Raw genomic sequence first — 17,008 nt, forward strand, 5'->3', positions numbered from 1 at the left:
ATGGTTCTCATACCGGTAGGAACCGATCGCTTCCTTCACCGCCGCCCCCTGTTCACGGCCTGAGCTTGAGCAGATTCTCCAGCGCCATCCCAGCGGCGCGACGAGCCAAAGCACAGATCTCCGGCATGGACATGGCCTCGCTGGGTTCGGTGGCCTGGACACCCAGAACCTGGCCTGCAGCTACTCCGATGTGGGCGTAGCACTCGTCGCGGACCCCGACCAGGTTAGATTCCACCGCCGGGAATCCTCCGATCACGACCGGTCGCCCTTCAGTGTTGCCGCGGCGTCCCACCAGGTTCGTGATGTCCTCGCTGGTGACGACAAAAGGATCCACCTCGATATAGGGCGCGGCATCGATGCGGTTCAAAGCGCAGGATGGTTCCTTGCTGCGGCTGCCGTTCTCGCGTGGCCTGACGTTGCCGACATCGACATTGAGCTGTCGACGTTGATCGACAGTGATCAGGTTGCACATGTCCTGCCCCGTCAGTCCTTTCAGGCTGACCTCGCGCGGCCGGGCCGGCAACCCCGAGGCGGCAACGGACGTCGTCGCAGTCGTACCCGCCGGAGTCGGAGTCCCTGCGCCGACACTGGTGCAACCGGCGAGAGAAACCGCGACAACGACGATGGGAAGCATCGGAGATCTGGAACGCACGCGCCACACCTAAGGTTTGTAGAGGCCGGGAAGGATGGACTTGAACGACGCCTCGATGTGCTCCTCGGTATAGCCGTAGGTCTTGGCGACTTCCTTGAGGGCATGGGCGGTCTGGATCAGATTGTCCGCGTGCTCGAGGGAACGCTTGACGATCGAATCAGGGGCGCCCCGGAGCTTGTGCGTGAACGCATCGCGCGCGTCCGAACTCACCGGATCCCCACCCAACTGGGGCATGTACAAGTCTTTGGACAACTCGCTGATATCCCTGCGCAGGGACAGGCCTTCGTCGAGGAAAGCGGTGTAGAGAAGGAGGATGGTGTCGCGGTTGTACTCGATGGTCTGCATCGGCGCTGCCGGTCGTTCTCCGGTGTTCCCGACACTCCGATCCGCCCCCACCGCGTCCCCCTTACGCTCTGCTCGCGACCCGAACATCTGCGGGTACACGAGGCATCGCCCCCGATCGACCAGTTTGCCATAGCAAGCGCCAGCTCCGGGAGCGTCCGAGAATGTCAACCCAGACAGGTGCCTACGATCCGTCGACGCTGTCTCCTTGACAAGGAGCACGTCAGGGGATTCGGGGAGCGGAGCAGCGATCACTCGGGTCGTTCCGAACTGTCGACACGTGTCCCATCCCTGGTCCACGGGACCGTCGCGGAAGAGGCCTTACGGTCCGGGGCTCAGCGGTTTCTGCGGCGTGCGGCCTTCTGCTTCCGTCGCGCGCTCTTGCGTCGCTGCTCCTGGCTCGGTCCATTGTCCTTGCGAGCGGTGCGGACGAGTCGCCCTCGCGCACTGCGCCGCCAGTGCTTCAGCAGCTCGGGCAACTCGGTGCGGGTCGACAACCATCTCAAGCCCGCTTGGAGAGACGCATCGCGCTTGGTGCCGGCGTAGGCGTCGGCGAATCCGGCATCGAGCACGGTCTGTTCGGCGACCTGTCGGTATCGGCTGTCCCGGGCGAAGACATCCATGCCCAGCACGGCACCCAGATCGGGGCAGAACGCAGCCCCGACGCACCAGGCTGCACCCGCCAACAGCCCGCCGTTCTCCTCCTGCGTCAACGGACACAGCAACGCGGTGAGCTGTTCCTGTTGGGTATCGAGCGCCAGTGGTGTGTCGTCGGCGAGAGCTTCGGTGTAGGCCGCCCGCGCCTGTTCGGCATCGTGCAGGACATGGCTGCGGGTGAGGTCGGCCATCCGGAAGGTGAGGATCTTCGTGCCGGGCTGCCAGGGTGAGGGCCGGACGCAGAGCTGCTCGGTGCGCGTGGAGCCGGCCAGGATCACCTGTTCCGGTCGCCTGGCGCCTTTGCGGTACTCATCGCCCAGGCGCGCGTACGGGGAGGATACGAACGGGCACACCTGGGCGGAGTACAGGGCGCAGATCTCGTGAACCGGCGCCTCGGCAGCCTCGATGCCTCCCGTGGCCTCCAGGGCTTCTGGCCGGAAGCCGACCTGCCAGCGCAGTTCCTCGCCGAAGGGCAGGCCGCACACTCCGCAGAGGTCGAAGGTCGCCAGCACGAGCTTGCGGTACTCGGAGACGGTCCCGAAGTCGATGGTGTCCTCGTCGCGGCCGACGGTGGCGATGATGGGGTAGCCACGGGAATCAGTGGGCAGGTGGGCACAGCGTTGCGGGATCGGTACACCTGCTGGTCCTGTGCCACTCATGCTCCGCGCCTCTCCTCGGCCAGCCCTGCTACATCTCTCACCTTCGCAGAGCGACCCGGTGTGAGGTAACGGTTGCGAGGCCGTGACCGGATAAGGCGACCCAGATGCACCCGCTGCCCGCGGTAACAGCATGTGCCAGGGCGCGGCCGTGGTCGCGGAACGGCAGCGCCCACGCCAACTCCGCAGGTGCGCAGGCCGTGTGGTCGGCGGAGGCGCGCACGAGGGCGATGGCGATGCGGCTGGATAGGGGAAGGAAGCCATGTCGTAGCCGCCGTGCCGTCGCCCTGGGCGAGTTGTGCCATGCGGTAGGCCGTCTGCCGCCAGGCGGCGGGCGCGGTGATCGAGACCACGGCGCCCGCCGTGTCCTGCTTTATCGAGGCCCACTCCGATGCATAAGATCCTTTCTGTAAGAGCAAGAATCTTCCGCATCCGTTTGCCAACTCCGCGCTGCCAAGATCACGATCTACCGCTATCTCACTGGGGCAGCTCCCTGTTCCTCTCCATGCAGTGTTTCTCCTGTGTCCGCAATCCGAGCGGGGTCCGCGGCACCGGCTTGAATCGGCAGAGGTTCAGGACTATCGCGGCCGGCAAGCCGAGGCCGACGACGACAACGGCAGTGACCAGGCCGAGATATTCGTAGGCGAGCCCCGCCAAGGCGGCCACATGCGCGAGTAGGGCTGCGAGTAGGGCTATGCGAGCCCGAAGCGCAGGACTGCGGTGTCGCTGCGGATGAGTCCTGGCGTGGGTTGGTCTTGGGCGCGAATGGCCCGACTGTGGGTGTGAACGTGGCGGCATGTCGGGCGTGGAGGTGCTGACCGGCCGGTCGGCCAAGATCTGGGCGAGGCTTGCCTGCTGCGCAGCGCGTTCTTCGACTGTTTCCGGTACCTCAGTGCGGTTGAGTTCGTTCAACAGACGGTCCAGTTCGTCCTCGCTGAGAACGGGCGCCCGAAGTCGCAGGATCACCGCCGCCGCAGAGGCCAACGCCACCGTGCTCAGGGCGATCATCAGGAAGCTGTTGATCACGCGGACGAACCTCCTCCTAGTGCGGGGTCGTTGGTCGGTCTCTGCGAGTGGGTGCCCCGACGTCGCCTCCCGACCAGGGCTCGCAGTTTGCTGCGGGTGCGCGACAGCCTTGAGCAGACCGAGCCTGGTCTGATGCCCAGCACCTCAGCGATCTCCGAGGGCTCCAGACCGTCCATGGTCATGATCATGATTGCGCGCTCTTGAGGAGCGAAGTCCTCGATCGCGGCCTGGATCACGGCGAGATCCGCAGCCGCGTCGTGGTCGTAGGTTTCTGGAGGTGCCGGCAGCTTCCCGAAAGCGGTATCGCGGCTGACGAGCTTCCTGATCTCATCCACCGCCTTGTTGTGGGCGATGACGTAGGCCGCCTGCCTTCGCTTGTCCGGGGGAATCGAGTCCCATTTCTTCCAGAGGGCGGCGAGCGTTTCCTGCGCAATGTCGTAGCCGCCCTCGGTCTGCCGCAGCAGCCTCGAGCTGTAGCGGCGCAACCGGACGAACATCGCCTTGTGGAACACCCTGAACTCGGCCTCGGCAGCCTTCTTGGCGGCCGAGGCCGAGCCCGGAGTTGGCTTGTCACTCACCGGGCGGGCGCCTCGTGGTGTGGTGGGGAGGCGGGAATAGAGACCGACCAGCCGCTGCCGTCGGCCCGTAGTTCGGCGAACTGCCCTCCGCCCTGGACGAGCCGGTCGAGCACGCTGGTCATCGTGGTGCGGCGCGAGCGCTCTCGCAGCATCACGCTCACGATCGGCTCCGGCCCTGTCGCATGGCCACCCGTGATCGGAGTCTCCGGCGTGGAGGCTCCGCTCGCCGTGGTGTCGTCGACCATGAACTGCTCCTGGCTGGGTTGGACGCCTCGATCGAGGCGGACGTGTGAAGACATCGCTCGAGCGACCCCAACCTTGACTGTGACGTCCGTCACTACGGCTGGCCGCAGTGATGAGGGGTAGCTGCCCCAACGCTTGCCCAGCTCGGGCCTCCCACTACGTCGACCGGCCGTTGGAAGCCCGACCGATTGGGCAGGAGGAAGAACCTGGCAGTCGTCACGGTGTTGATCTGCTCGCGCCTGGTAGCTCCGCCCAGGTGATAGGTGTGGTTATTCGGCCGGTGTTCGCCCGCTGCGGGGGCAGCGATGGTGTTGGCGCAGCGGCGAACACCGACCAGACACAGCCCCGTGGTCGCAGTGTCGTTGTTACTGCAGGTGTTTACTGCGGCTCGGCCTCCTGGTCGGCGCCGGAGGTGTCTTCCTCTTCGAGGTCTTCCAACAGCTCCACGGGCATGACGTATTCGCCGAGCTTGCGGGCGATGGCCAAGGGCCATGGCAGGGAGACGGCGTAGTCGTAGTGTGAGGTCGCCCAGCGAAGGCCGTGGGCCAGCGCTGCCCAGTCCTCGGCGTTGTCGCCGGGCTGCATTCCCGCCACGGTGGTCTCGACGGCGCGGGCGTTCCAGACCATCGCCTTGGTGCTGGCGGCGACCGGCTTTCCCTTGCGCCATCGGAGAACGATCTTCGAGGCCGAGAGGGTGGCTTTTCCTGCGCTGTGGGGTTTTTCGCCGGTGCTGTAGTAGGTGCGGTCGTCGATGGGCCAGTAGCCGGGCGCGTGGCCTGCTTTCGTGGCGTTGACCGCGTAGGTGTCGGGGACTTCGTCGCGTTCGGTGGTACGCACCCGGATGTGGCGGAGCCCGGGATAGCGGGTGATGTTCTGGGGGTGGGTTCCGAATTTGATGGTGTCGATCGCCATGTCGAGGTTGTTGAGGTGGGGCCATCCCCAGCGCAGGTTCTGGGCACAGGTGAGCAACAGCAAAGACGGATGCTGCCGGGCGACGCTGCGCAGTGCGCCCTCGAAGAAGCGGGTGATCTCTTCGGGTGTGCGTGTTTGGTCGGTCAGCATGTGGAGTCTGCTGATCTCGTGTTGTGCTTGGTGTAGGGGCATCCACCCGACATTGGGTGCGTGCACCTTGATGGAGCGTCCACTCGGGTCGATCAGGACTGCCACCGGGATCTGCCGGGTGATGCCCTCCCAGCCGCGGCGGTTCTGTCGGATCAGCCAGAACGCCAGGTAGGCCGGGGCTTGGGTGATGCTGGTTCCCTCCAGCTTCACCGGTAGGTCACCGACGCGGACCCCGAGTTGGCGCAGGAGGTCGTACCAGCTGCTGGTCATCTTCTCGAGATTGGATTTCGGAGGCGGGATGTCGTTGCCGTCCTCATCCACACCGGCCGGCCGTGAGGCGGTGACACACTGGCTCAGGCGCAGGGTTCGGGACAGCCCGACCTTGATCGCGAACTTCGGGTCGGCGGCCCGTAGTTTCCCGCTGTAGGACTTCCTGCCCTTGATTTCCACGATCGACACGGTGGGCAGGTCGGCAGTACCCAGGGAGTCGGTGATCGTGTCCACGCGGGTGGTCACAGCAGCCTGGAGCCGGTCCCTGACACCGATGAGGCTCTCGTCCCCGGCGAGCGAGCCGCCCCATCGTCCGACGGGACGCACGGTCAGCACAATGGTGAGCTCGTCGGTGACGACGGTGACGGTCGCCGCCGCCGCAGCGTCGATGGCTTCGGTGAGGTCGACATCAAGCAGGGTGGCCAGCGTGGTACAGGCATCCTGCCGGGTCTGTCGGGTGTCGTAGAAGATGTCAACGCCGAGAGTGGGGCCTACGGTCTCGGCGATCGCTGCCCGTAGCCGTGCGGGGTCGACCCAGCCGTACTTGCCGGCTTTGAGCTCATCGCGGTCCACCAGGACCTTGTTGCCCCTGGGCAGAGGGGCGATGCGCTCGAGGTACGGGGAGAGGGTCGAGCTCACCCAGTCCACCAGGGGAACCTTGTCCGCCAGCGAGGCGCCGGGGGCGACGGGGTGGTCGAAGGAATACATGCCGTTGCGGTAGACCAGGGCAGCGGCGTCGGTCTTGGTCAGCCCCCGCGCCGGGGTCTTCTTGATGTCGTCGGGGTCGGGCAGGCGTGCATCCAGTCCGAGGTCGGCCAGGATTCTGCCGATCTTGCCGCCGGACCAGCGGGCGGAGTATTCGAAGCCTTCGTCGGTGTCCGGTGCCGGTTTCTTCCATGACTCGATCCCGGCGACCAGGAAGCTGCGGGACTTCTCGATTCCCTTGATCCAGGGGACTTCGGGCAGGAGGTAGACGCTGTGGTCGCGGTTGAAGCTGAGCTTGGAGTCCTTGTGCGCCCATCGGCGGGTGCCGACGGAGAGGTGGATCACCGGTTGATCGTCGAAGGCTCGGGTTTGGGTGGTGATGCGGAGCAGGAACGACAGCGGTCTGGCGGGCATGCGGTGCGGAGGCCAGTTCATGACCGCAGCGCCCTGTGGGGCCGGGACCCGGTGGAACCAGGACCTGGCTTGCGGGGTTCGGGGTGTGCTGGAGTGCTGCTCGGTGTCGGCGGTGTCCTCGGTCTCGGGATCGTGGTTGGGGTCGGGCGGGTTGTAGTGCTCGTGGCACAGGGCGGGGTTGCTCAGCTCAGCGGCCAGGACGTGGGGCAGGAGTCGATAGAGCTCCTGGGCGCGTTCCTCGTCGTCTCCGGGGTCGCTGGTGAGGGTGGTGAAGTTGATGTCGCGGGTTTCCCAGTGCAGGTCGCCGTGGTCGAGTTGTTCCAGGAGCGTGGTGGTCTTCTTCCTGTCGCTGGAGTAGGCGCGGACCCAGGCGGCGACGATGCTGAACAGCGCTCGCGTGTCGACCTCGGTGTCGCTGTAGATCCAGGGCGCCTGCTCGCCGATGGTGGCTTTGGTGGCGACGGTGATCACGTCGGGGACGAGCGCGGCGAGGACCTCGTTGAGGAGGCGGATCGGGACGGAGCGGTGTTCCTTGCCGTCGCGGCGAGGCTTGGACAGGGTGGTGAGGGGTTTCTTCCATGCCTCGGGGAAGCGAAGCAGGTACATGCGGCGCTGCAGCGGTGCGTCCGGGCGCAGGCGGAACGCAGCGGTCTGCAGGTGTCGGTAGCGGGGGGATGCGGCCATGGGTCACAGTCCTTCGAGCTGGGACAGAGCCTCGTGGAGGCAGCCGTAGAGGGCATCGACGAGGTAGGTGTCGGGGTCGGTACTGCCGGGAGCGAAGTAAGGGCTCAGGACCTCGCGGAGACCGATGAGCAGGCTCAAGGAGGCGTCGTCGGTGTCGGTGTCCGAGCGGCGCGCCGCGCCGGGGGCGAAGGCGGCGTCGCAGAAGTAGACCTCTGCGGCAACCCCTCCGCGGACGAGGCGACCGATGACCTGCCAGATGGTGACCAGCTGGGTCCAGGCCAGGGCTTGGCGTTCCAGGACGGGCAGGTTGCTGTAGGCGAGCTTGAGGTTGAGCAGCCATCGCCATTGGCGGTGTCCTGCTGATCGGAACGCGGTGGCGCAGCGGCCCAGTTCGGCACGGTCGGCCGGGTCGACGACGGGGAAACGGTCGTGGATCTGGCGGGTGGCCCACCGGTTGACCCGTTGGATGACGTAGCTCAGGTCGTCGGGGCGAGGGTGGGGGCGGACCAGGAAGTAAGCGGCGCCGATGGCGGCTTTGTTATCCTCGTTGAGGATGTTGTGGCCACGTTCGATCGCCAGTAGTGGTGCGATCAGGATCCAGGCTGGGGTCGCGGCCAGGGTGTGGACCTCGCTGCGGCGCAGACCGGTGGGGCCGTCCCAGGAGTGGGTGAACTCCTCGTCGTCGGCTACCAGGTGCAGGACGTGGTCTTTCCAGTTGCTGCGCAAGGAAACGAGGTGTTGGGCGGCCAGGCGGGCTTCGGCGTAGCTGCCGACCAACAGCAGGAGCCGTTGCCGGTTGGCGGGTAGGCCGTCGCGGTGTTGTTCCAGGATGCTCTTGCCTGCACCGGGATCGGCGAGCTGGGCGATCATCTGCCGGAGGGCGAGTTCTCGTTGTTCGCCGAACTTGCCGGAGATCTTGATCGGACAGCTGTGGTCGCCGGCGAACAGGGGGAAGAACTCGAATCGACTGCGGCGTACGGCATCGAGCTCTGTGGGTGGTGGGGCCAGGATCGCGGTGACGGGGATGTCGATGTGGTAGCGCGCGGAGGTCCCGGCCCAGCTGGTCCCCGACAGCAGCAGGACATTGGGGCCGCGGTCGGTGTCGGTGGCGAACAGGTCGTGGAGGTGGAGCAGGACCCATCGTCCGATGCCGTGACAGCGGAAGAACCGTAGGCGGCCCATTTTCGTCTTGGTCCGGCGTCGGTCGGTGTCGTCGTCGAGGTACTGGAATCCCAGGACGTTGCCCATGGGTGAGTCGGGAACGACGGGCTGGTAGTCCGGTGGTGCACGGTGGAACAGCGCCGAGCTGGTCCCTTCCAATCCCAGTTCCATCTCGATGGCGCGGAACATGATCATCGCGTGGTCCAGGGCGTAGGCCAGCACTGCGACGGCGAGGGTGAACTCCAGTCGCACGGCTTGTCGTTCGATGTCGTCGAGGGTCAGGGTCATGCCCTCGGCGCTGAAATCCTTGACGATGCCGGTCAGCCAGTCGCTGACCCGTCGTGTTCGCACGGTTTCGTTGGCATCACGGAGGATCTGCGCGGTGAGTACGAGCATTTGCTGGGTCAGCGGGTTCTCGGATTCCGTTGTTCCCAGTGGGTCGTCGATCAGCTCGTCGAAGGCTTTCCGTAAACGGAGAAAGACCTTGCTGTCCTGCCATCCTTCGGTGGGTTGGTGGGAGTTGCCGACTGCAGGGCCGTGTCCGGCCCAGGACTGGGCAAGCTGTTGGGACAAGGTCCATTCGGTGAAGTACGCCTTGTCCAACCAGCGGCGTGAGAGGGCGGGTTGGCGGCGGGCTCCGTCGCGGGAGAGCGCGGAGTAGATGATGTCCACGGCGGTGTTGGCGTTGTCCAGGTTAAGCAGCCACTGACGCACCCGGGGTTCGTGCATGGGTTCGCGCCCTGCCTGGCGGATGGTTTTCTTGGTGCGGTCGATGACCTCGTCCAGCCAGGCGTCGTAGTCCTCACCGATGAGTTGTTGCTCGGGGCTGAACACCGAGTCCAGTTGGGTTTGAACGCGATCGGCTTCGTCGACGACGATGAGGTCGCTGCGCCGCCATGCCAATTCGAGGTAGCGCAGTCGTTCGCTGTTGAGGTGCGTGGGAACGGCGGTGTGCACGAGGCTGGCGGTGGTGGCCACCCATACCGTTGCCTGGACCAGATCCCGGGAAGGTTGGTGGCGTCGGCAGCTGTGCCACACCGGACATGCCCTCATGGTGGGTGCGGTGTCTTTGGCGGCCGGTTCGGCAGGCACCAGGCCGAGGCAGGGTGCGTGGCGGATCTCCCACGGGGTGGCGGCGTGATCGCGGAGTCCGTCGAGGGCGCAGGATGTGCTCAGTAGGTCGAACATGCGCTCGTCGGTCGGTGCGATGCGGCCGTTGCGTGCGTTGGTCAACCGGTGCAGCCGGGTGAGATGTTGGACGCGGTTGCTCTGCCCGAGGATGGGTGCCGCGGCGATTCCCAGGGCTTGCAGGTGCACGGTCTTACGGAGGACCGCAGTGACGTTGTCGGCGACGATGCAGATCCGCTTTCCGTTCAGGTGGCACCACAGGATGAGGACATCGACCAGCGTGCTCTTGCCTGCCCCGACCATGCCGATCATGTGCATGATTCCGTCGATGGTGAGGATGTCGGTCCCCGAGAAGGTGTTGTCCGCCTGGCGTACTTCCAAGGTGACCCGGGCCAGACGCTCTTCCCAGTTGGACCGTTGCTCCTCGGGCCAGCCGAGATCTCGTTCACGGGTATCACCCCAGAGCGCGGCGGCTTCGAGCTCTTTCCACCGTGGTTCCACCGCTTCACGATCGGTCCGGGGCTGTACATCGTGCCCGGCCGTGGCGGGGCTGGCCGGAAACCAGTCCGGGATGGTGACGCTGGTGTCGCTCTGAGCCTGGTTGAAGAACTGCCCCGGCTCGGCCACGGTGATCGTGGTCGTGGCGTCCGGAGGCGGGTGGGTCAATACGTCCTGGTAGTAGTCGAATCGGTCCGGCAGCACCGTCGGCTGCCGGGGGGTGGCGGTGCCGTGACTGAGGTCCAGGTCGTAGCCACGCATGCCTTCCTGGAAGTCGGTGTAGCTCGTCAGGGCTTGGAGCCAGTCAGCGTTGTCCTTGAACCACAGCAGCAGATGGCGCGCGGTGGAGATCATGCTCTGGTGCTCGGTCGGGATGGTGTCCTGGCTCGCGGCCAGGAAGGGATAACCGCCCAGAAGAGCCCACGCATGCTGAATCGGATGCGTGGGAGCAACCTGGCCGGCGAGGTAGAGCAGGAGTTCGACCTCGACCAGCCGGATGCCGGTACGGCGAGCGTCGGGGGCATCCCCTTCCTGGGCCAGATCGTCGGCGATGTTCTTCTTCCAGGACTTGCTGTCCCTCACGACTGCCTCTTCCGAGCTTCTGCGACCACGCGGTCGATGTAGGTCTTCTCGGTCACGACCTCCACGCGCGTGGACGCCTTCTTGAGCCAGCTGCAATGGTTACGCAACGCTCGGATGTATTCCGGCCGTCCACGGGTTTGCTCCTGGGCGATGACGATGTACCCGCGTTCGGCGTTGTCCGGGACGATGAAGGGACGCTCGGTCAACCGCCACGCCAACCTGACGGGGTTGGTCCAGGACTTCACATCCGCCGCCCAGGGAACGGATTCGGGAAGGATGTCGCAGGCATCGAAGCCCGGCCACAGGTGCACGTTCAGCCCGTGGCGGCGCAGGGCGTCAGCGATGCGCAGCTCGGCTCGCCCCGGTCCGGAGATGAACATGCGGAGTTCCCGCCGCAGCCACACCACCCCCTCCGCGGCAGGCAGCCGGGTCTCGATCCTGCTGGGATCCGGACAGTCCCATTCCTGGCAACGACGTGCCCCGTCGAGGTCGAGGGTCCAGAGGTTCTTGCACCCCGCGCAGATCAGCGCCTCGCCGTCGATGAGTGCCTCGGCCGGTGCGGGTTGGTAGGCACTGCGGATCTCCTCGGCCAACAACGTGAACTTGGCGTCACTGCGGAGGAAGGCGAGGTCCTGCTCCGACATCGCTGGTTTCTCCACCAGCAGCGCCCGGAAGTTCACGTAGGCGTTCTGGTCGTTGTCGGCCTTACACGCATCGAGCACGCCGTGGATCAGCAGGCGCTCACGGATCTCACCCTCGACATCGCCGGAGATCACTGCCCATTCCAAACAGGCCTTGCTCGGCGTTCCCTTGACCAGGAGCACCTCGTCACCGGTCATCCCCTCCACGTAGGGCCGGAAAGGCCACTCGGAGAAGGGGCAGTGCGCCCAGGCCGCCAGGTCCATCACACTGCGCGGGACCTCGACGTCGGCGGTCATGGCCATCACGGTCATCCGATCCAGCGCTCGCTGCAGGGTGGCAGGGTAGGGCGTGGGAAACGTTGCCTGCCGTTGCAAGACATTGGAAAGCTCCAGCAGACCGCTGGCGATCATGCCGAGCACTACCGGATGCCACTGCTCCGGTACCGGCGTCACCGTCTCCTCATCAGGATCCGGCGCTCGTTCTTGCGAGGTCTGCTGTGCCATGGCGAGAAGCTAAACAGCGGCACCGACAATCAAAGACCCCTCGGAGCAACGGGATCGACCTGTGTCACCACACCGGGTGAACAACTCCGGTATGGCAAGCTTGTCCTGTCATCCGACAAGCTGGCCTAGTCAATAATTCCGGCTACCCACACCGGACCATTACCCCCACCTCCACCCATCTGGGTGGTCGCTCCGGGGAAATTCCTACCCCGTATAGAGCATCAGCTGCCCAGGGAGCCGCTCTTGGGCGGCCCTGTATGTCGGATCTGCTGCTGCACACCAACCCCACCCGCTGCGCGACCACCTGTCTCGAGGCTCGTGTGCGACGTGGCGAACCAGTGCTTGCTCGTTCAGGTTCTGGCGGAGACGCACGCGGTCAATCGCGGACCCGTCATGTCTACGCAGCTCGCGCGAGACGTCCGAGACGTTGAGTGATTGATGGCAGGGGCGCTATGCGGTTGCAGATCATCCTGATCCTAGCGTCCAGGAAGAAGCCTTCGTGACTCCATCGGGGATCGGCCATGTCCTCGTGGGTGAGGATCATCGCCTCCTCAGCCCGAGTTGATCCCCTACAGGGGGCGTACGGCACGTGTCGGAGGAGGATCGCCGGGCTCGACGAGCGCTGCGCCCGCAGACGAGCGGGCTCGGTGAACCCCGAGGAGGACACCAGAACACCACCATCGAGGTTCAGATCGAGCAGTGTGCCGATGAACTCCTCCACGACCCCGATGCCCACGGGACGCTTGCGGTGCTTACACTCGACCGGCACGAGGATCTGCTTGTGCGAGAGGACGCCGACGAGCACGACGTCGGTTTGCCGCCCCCGCGCCGTGCCATTGTGGACGACGCCCTGATGGGCACTGACGATCCATGGGTTCGATGCCACGGCTACCTGAGCGATGTGTTCCTCGTAGGCGAGCCACGCGGTCTCACGATGGCGTTCTACCGGCATGGGGCGAGGGTAGCTCGCCTACCAACACCGCGCTGCGCGGTCAGGTGGAGTACCTGACCCGCCTGACCGCACAGCAGCTGTCGTGCGACCGCCGAGAACAGATGCGCTTCCGAAGAGAAGGAGATTCAGACCTTCGCGTGGCTCCGGCGGGGCGCGGTCGAGAGTGTGGGCCACTCCGCGAGGGGAGGCACGATCCCGTGGTTGCGGAACTGTGCGAGGGCTTCGTCGTTCCCGCGGGTGTTGCAGATCTCCACGCAGGCGTCGTAGATCGCATGCGAGGTGTCGGGCCACTCGGGCAGCTGCCCGCCGCAGCGAGGGCACAGGCCCTGCTCCAGCAGAGTCTCGAGGACGGCAACACTCTCCCGCACCTGGAACACGGTCAGACGCCCGTATCCGTAGAGGGCCGTGGTCACGCAATTCTTGTGCATGGCAAGCAGAATGGCACGCGATCGGACGGGTGCTGCGCAACCGTGCGCAGCGCTGCGGGAAGGCCACCCGAACAGGGGGGACACCCGTGTGCGGTGACCTCGATGCAGACGTGCATCACGTGCCCGAGCCCGGTCGGCGACCGTCTCGGGAAGAGGGAAGCGTTGGCACACGGCGAATCCTCGGTCATCGTGTCGAATGAGGACTCTCGGTTCGAGGAGAGCAGTGCCCCACCTGTGGGCGTGTTCGACGCAAGGGCCGTGTGCTCCTGGTGCCGGGTTGGTGTGGGCTGTCAGGGGATGTCGTTGTCCCGGGCCGTATTCGTGTCGGTGTGCTCGATGTCGAGATCTCCCACGGCGGTGCCCAGGAGGGCGGCGTAAGGGGTGTGGTCGGCGTCGATGAGCAGGATCCGCATACGAAACTGGGGCGGGATTCGCTCATCCATGGAGGCGGTGTTGTGCATGCTGGCGAGGACGAAGAGATCGGTCAGGAGGTTGAGCCCGATCACGCGATCCGGGTCGGCCTCGGACTCCAGGCCGAGAACCCTGATCTCCAGCATTCCCTGCTGGGGAAGGACGGTGACGGTGGTGTGCACCTCGTCGGAGATGCCGCCGTCATGACGGAGCTCGGAGATGTCCTCGCAGATGCGGACCGCCGCAGCCTCCAGGGTGTAGCCGGGTCCGGTGCCCGAGTGGCTCCCACGGATGACGTAGTTCTCCACGGGGGCGTGGTCGAGATGGCGGGAGGTTGACATGCCTTGTGCCCCTTGGGTTTCAGCGCTTCAGTGATTGGTCGTCGTCTATGGACGCTTGGTCTCGAGGGCGGTGTCAACCCGACGATCGCGACACTGTGTGGTCGATGCCCCGATCGGCGTGAGCCTTCCGCGATCAGTGCGGCGAGGACCGATCCCTTTGCTGCAGAAGGAAATTCATCTCCTCGACGACGGCGGGTGTCCCGATCGCGCGCTTGACTTTCTCCGATGGTCCAAGCGTCCATAGAGGTGCGGCCCGCACCACCCACGGATGCGCACCCCAGGGCCGTACCGCCCCGGCCGGGGCATGACCCCTATCTACGGCACACACGTCGAGGAGATCGTCATGCCCACGAAACACACCAACACGACCGCGGGTTCGCTGCGTGCCCTGCGCGCTGTCCCCGAGACCACCCCGTCGGCGTCCCGTACGGCCGCTGAGGACAAGGTGTGGCAGGCGTTGCACGCCCATCCCGGTACCACCACCAGCGAGCTGGCGGCCTCGGCCCGGGTCGGGCGCTCCACCGCCGCGAAGATTCTCGCGGCCTGGAGCACTGATGGCAGCGTCGAGCGGATCTCCGGGATCGCCACCGGTGGCCGTCGCACCGCCGACCGATGGAGAATCGCCCCCGACGAGACCGAGGACACCGACCCGCCCGCGCCCGACGACAGGACCGGTCCCGACCCGGCAGTGCAGACGGTCAACGGCGACGGCGACGCCTCGGCGGAGGACGACCAGCCCGCACCGGACGGGACCGGCGGTGGCAGCGCGCCCGAGCACGGCGACGCGACGAGCGAGCCGCCCGTGAGCGGTACGCCAACAACGACTCCCGCCCCGGTCGCACCTGATGCGGTATCGACAGGCAGGGTCACGGGTCGGTTGGTGTCGGGGCAGCTGCGCGGGATGGTCGAGGACTTCCTGCGCGCACGGTCGGGCCGGGAGTGCGGGCCGACGGAGATCGGGCGGATGTTGGGCCGCTCCGCCGGGGCGATCACCAACGCGCTGGAGAAGCTGGTCGCCGAGGGATATGCCGCGCAGACGGGCGAGCGCCCGAAGCGGTACACCATCGTGACTCGCTGACAGCAAGCACGTGCCGCAGTGCCCAATCGCTTCGTCGGGCACTGCGGCCGTGTTGTGCCGACGCCCGGTCGACCGCGCCGAGGCGTCGTCGTCCCGTGCAGTGTGCCCGCCGTTGTGTCCGCCCCTGGTTCTCGACGGTGACCGGGTCTCGCTGTGTCCTGCGCGATGTTGTTGGGGTGCAACCGGTGTAGGGCATCGACGGGCGGAGGCGTGCGGCGTCGAGCCGCCGCGCATGAGGTGTCCTGGGGTTAGCGTGCGGCGCGCAGGGCCGCTGTGGCGGCGCGGCCGATGGCGCGCGCAGTGGTGGCGGGGTCGTTCAGTTGGTGCACGAACGCGCCCTGTAGGGGCTCGTTTGCGGCGTTGGTGGCCAGCCACAGCACGCCGCACCCATTGGCGCGCAACCGATCCAGCCGGTGTTGGCCGTCGCGGCGGGCGTGGGGGTCGTAGTGGCCGTCGGAGACGATGACCAGCAGCCGCGCCGCGCCGGGGTGGGCGAGTCCGAGGGCACCGTCGAGGGCGTCGATCGCGGTGGGGATGTCCTCGTAGCAGTCGCGGGCGGCGAACTCGGTCACCACGGCCGGGGCGGATCCGGGGTGGGTGATGGCGTGGACACCGCTGCCGAAGGCGATCGTGGCGGTAGTGGCAGGGATGCGGGTGTGGTGGGCGGCGTGGGCCAGGATCCAGGCGGCCGAGGCAACGTGTGCGGTGTAGGCGCGCATGGAACCGGAGACGTCACAGGCGATGCCCACCCGCAGCGGCGGTGCGGGGGTAATCGTGCGGGTGGTGCGGGTGAACGGCTCTGCAGTCGGGATCGCTCCGGTCGCGCGTTGGGCGTCGACGGCCAGCGCGCCGCGCATGCGCAGTCGTCCCGGTGGGACGGCCGAGGTGACGGGGGTGGCCACCCGGTCGCGGATGCCTGCTGTGCTCAGTGCGCGGGCCAGGGTGCGGGCGGCGGTGCGCTCGGCGGTCGTGGGGGTGCGGGTGCCGGTGACCGGGGTGCGTGCTGCTCCTTTCCGGCGGGGGTGTGCGGTGGGGGTGAACACGGTGCTGGCGGCCTGCTCGGCGCTCTCCCGTGCGGCCGCGTCGGCGGTGGCAGTGCTCGTGCGGTGCGCGCCCCCCTGGGGATGGGGCGAGGGCAGTGACTGCTGTGGCCACGGTGGCCAGGACCTCGGCGATAGCGGTGGTGATCGCCGACGGCCGCGACGGTCCGAGCATCGGGTTGTCCGGGGCGGTAGTGGGGGCGTCGGGCTCGATTCCCACCAGCGTGCACCACCGGTACCCGAGTTCGATCATGCCGGTGGCATCGGTATCGGCGACGATGCGGGCCTGCCGCCACACCTCGCGCAGCTCGGCGAGAAGCCCGGATCCGAGGACATCGGCGACGATGCGCGCCAGGGGCGCGGTCTCGGCCGGTGTGAAGATGCCGCCGTCGGTGCGCGCCAACACCAGCCCGGCGGCCTGGGCTGCCTCCTGCCGTGTCATGGCCCCGGCGCCGGTGGTGGTGAGGAGGTCGTGCAGGATCAGGCGGGTGCTCGCGGCGCGCAGCCAGTGGCGATCGTCCGGGCGGCGCCGGATCTGTGCCACCTCGATCCGGGACTCCTCCAACAAAGTCGCAGCCTCCAGAGCCCCGGGCGGGGTCCCGGAGGGTGCGCTCCAGTGGGAGTGGCGGACGTGGGCGCATTCGTGGACCAGCAGGCCCCACGCGGTGGCGTAGCGGGCACGGTCGGCGATGCGGTGCGGTCTCGCGGTGGCCGGGTCAAGGGTGCCGAGGTGGAGTCCGTCGATCTCGATGATCGCCCGGGCCGGGAAGAAACAGGCGGGGGCACCATGCCCGGCACCAGGGGCGATGGTGACGATCAGGTCCTCCCGGTCGGCGACGTCGACCACCTGGTCGGTCATCGCGGCCGACAGCGCCCACCATCCCGGCGCAGCGGCCGGGTCGACCACGGTGGCGGTCGCGGTGTCGTCGGTGATCAGATGGCCGCTCATGGCAGG

At 66.7% G+C, this 17,008-nt stretch carries 15 protein-coding genes; 1 reads left to right on the top strand and 14 read right to left on the bottom strand.

Going from position 1 to position 17,008, the window contains the following annotated elements:
• Positions 1–52: 52 nt before the first annotated feature.
• The 12 genes from ACFFQA_RS02820 to ACFFQA_RS02875 all read right to left on the bottom strand — a co-directional run bounded on the left by ACFFQA_RS02820 (position 53) and on the right by ACFFQA_RS02875 (position 13,935).
• The gene (locus ACFFQA_RS02820) at positions 53–652 is read right to left on the bottom strand and encodes a DUF3558 domain-containing protein (RefSeq protein WP_377849969.1); all 600 of its coding nucleotides are present in this window, start codon (positions 650–652) and stop codon (positions 53–55) included.
• A gap of 9 nt (positions 653–661) precedes the next feature.
• Positions 662–997: a hypothetical protein gene (locus ACFFQA_RS02825; RefSeq protein WP_377849970.1), complete on the bottom strand. Its 336-nt coding sequence runs from the start codon at positions 995–997 to the stop codon at positions 662–664.
• A 332-nt stretch (positions 998–1,329) separates the two neighbouring features.
• Positions 1,330–2,310 (bottom strand): hypothetical protein, encoded by a 981-nt coding sequence (locus ACFFQA_RS02830; RefSeq protein WP_377849971.1) that lies wholly within the window; start codon positions 2,308–2,310, stop codon positions 1,330–1,332.
• Between the two features lie 474 nt (positions 2,311–2,784).
• Positions 2,785–3,333: a hypothetical protein gene (locus tag ACFFQA_RS02835; RefSeq protein ID WP_377849972.1), complete on the bottom strand. Its 549-nt coding sequence runs from the start codon at positions 3,331–3,333 to the stop codon at positions 2,785–2,787.
• Entirely contained in the window at positions 3,330–3,911 is a 582-nt protein-coding gene (locus tag ACFFQA_RS02840; protein ID WP_377849973.1) for an RNA polymerase sigma factor, read from the bottom strand. Before ACFFQA_RS02840 ends, ACFFQA_RS02835 begins: the two co-directional genes overlap by 4 nt.
• Positions 3,908–4,156: a hypothetical protein gene (locus ACFFQA_RS02845; RefSeq protein WP_377849974.1), complete on the bottom strand. Its 249-nt coding sequence runs from the start codon at positions 4,154–4,156 to the stop codon at positions 3,908–3,910. The genes ACFFQA_RS02840 and ACFFQA_RS02845 overlap by 4 nt, the downstream gene beginning before the upstream one ends.
• A 376-nt stretch (positions 4,157–4,532) precedes the next feature.
• Complete coding sequence (locus ACFFQA_RS02850) at positions 4,533–7,289, bottom strand: RNaseH domain-containing protein (RefSeq protein WP_377849975.1); 2,757 nt, start codon at positions 7,287–7,289, stop codon at positions 4,533–4,535.
• Positions 7,290–7,292: 3 nt separating this feature from the next.
• On the bottom strand, positions 7,293–10,658 hold the full coding sequence (locus ACFFQA_RS02855) for a pPIWI_RE_Z domain-containing protein (protein ID WP_377849976.1): 3,366 nt from the start codon (positions 10,656–10,658) through the stop codon (positions 7,293–7,295).
• The gene (locus ACFFQA_RS02860; protein WP_377849977.1) at positions 10,655–11,803 is read right to left on the bottom strand and encodes a pPIWI_RE_Y domain-containing protein; all 1,149 of its coding nucleotides are present in this window, start codon (positions 11,801–11,803) and stop codon (positions 10,655–10,657) included. Before ACFFQA_RS02860 ends, ACFFQA_RS02855 begins: the two co-directional genes overlap by 4 nt.
• 397 nt (positions 11,804–12,200) lie before the next feature.
• Positions 12,201–12,755 carry a restriction endonuclease gene (locus ACFFQA_RS02865; protein ID WP_377849978.1) on the bottom strand — a complete coding sequence of 185 codons (555 nt, stop codon included), beginning with the start codon at positions 12,753–12,755 and terminating at the stop codon, positions 12,201–12,203.
• Between the two features lie 125 nt (positions 12,756–12,880).
• Positions 12,881–13,183: a hypothetical protein gene (locus ACFFQA_RS02870; protein ID WP_377849979.1), complete on the bottom strand. Its 303-nt coding sequence runs from the start codon at positions 13,181–13,183 to the stop codon at positions 12,881–12,883.
• Positions 13,184–13,473: 290 nt separating this feature from the next.
• Complete coding sequence (locus ACFFQA_RS02875; RefSeq protein ID WP_377849980.1) at positions 13,474–13,935, bottom strand: hypothetical protein; 462 nt, start codon at positions 13,933–13,935, stop codon at positions 13,474–13,476.
• A gap of 343 nt (positions 13,936–14,278) precedes the next feature.
• Here ACFFQA_RS02875 and ACFFQA_RS02880 point away from each other — a divergent pair, with 343 nt between their 5' ends.
• On the top strand, positions 14,279–15,013 hold the full coding sequence (locus tag ACFFQA_RS02880; RefSeq protein WP_377849981.1) for a MarR family transcriptional regulator: 735 nt from the start codon (positions 14,279–14,281) through the stop codon (positions 15,011–15,013).
• A gap of 248 nt (positions 15,014–15,261) precedes the next feature.
• Here the strand turns inward: ACFFQA_RS02880 and ACFFQA_RS02885 are convergent, their stop codons facing one another.
• Both ACFFQA_RS02885 and ACFFQA_RS02890 read right to left on the bottom strand, forming a co-directional pair.
• On the bottom strand, positions 15,262–15,762 hold the full coding sequence (locus tag ACFFQA_RS02885; RefSeq protein WP_377849982.1) for a VWA domain-containing protein: 501 nt from the start codon (positions 15,760–15,762) through the stop codon (positions 15,262–15,264).
• Positions 15,746–17,002, bottom strand: coding sequence for a hypothetical protein (locus ACFFQA_RS02890; RefSeq protein ID WP_377849983.1), 1,257 nt, complete (start codon positions 17,000–17,002; stop codon positions 15,746–15,748). Before ACFFQA_RS02890 ends, ACFFQA_RS02885 begins: the two co-directional genes overlap by 17 nt.
• Positions 17,003–17,008: the final 6 nt, after the last annotated feature.

It is taken from the genome of Allokutzneria oryzae (assembly GCF_042429765.1).
Lineage (GTDB): Bacteria > Actinomycetota > Actinomycetes > Mycobacteriales > Pseudonocardiaceae > Allokutzneria > Allokutzneria oryzae.

Bases quoted from the DNA above. Each gene is read 5' to 3' on its own strand.
- ACFFQA_RS02825 (WP_377849970.1), bottom strand. From the start codon at position 997: ATGCAGACCATCGAGTACAACCGCGACACCATCCTCCTTCTCTACACC.
- ACFFQA_RS02830 (WP_377849971.1), bottom strand. From the start codon at position 2,310: ATGAGTGGCACAGGACCAGCAGGTGTACCGATCCCGCAACGCTGTGCC.
- ACFFQA_RS02845 (WP_377849974.1), bottom strand. From the start codon at position 4,156: ATGGTCGACGACACCACGGCGAGCGGAGCCTCCACGCCGGAGACTCCG.
- ACFFQA_RS02850 (WP_377849975.1), bottom strand. From the start codon at position 7,289: ATGGCCGCATCCCCCCGCTACCGACACCTGCAGACCGCTGCGTTCCGC.
- ACFFQA_RS02860 (WP_377849977.1), bottom strand. From the start codon at position 11,803: ATGGCACAGCAGACCTCGCAAGAACGAGCGCCGGATCCTGATGAGGAG.
- ACFFQA_RS02865 (WP_377849978.1), bottom strand. From the start codon at position 12,755: ATGCCGGTAGAACGCCATCGTGAGACCGCGTGGCTCGCCTACGAGGAA.
- ACFFQA_RS02870 (WP_377849979.1), bottom strand. From the start codon at position 13,183: ATGCACAAGAATTGCGTGACCACGGCCCTCTACGGATACGGGCGTCTG.
- ACFFQA_RS02875 (WP_377849980.1), bottom strand. From the start codon at position 13,935: ATGTCAACCTCCCGCCATCTCGACCACGCCCCCGTGGAGAACTACGTC.
- ACFFQA_RS02880 (WP_377849981.1), top strand. From the start codon at position 14,279: ATGCCCACGAAACACACCAACACGACCGCGGGTTCGCTGCGTGCCCTG.
- ACFFQA_RS02890 (WP_377849983.1), bottom strand. From the start codon at position 17,002: ATGAGCGGCCATCTGATCACCGACGACACCGCGACCGCCACCGTGGTC.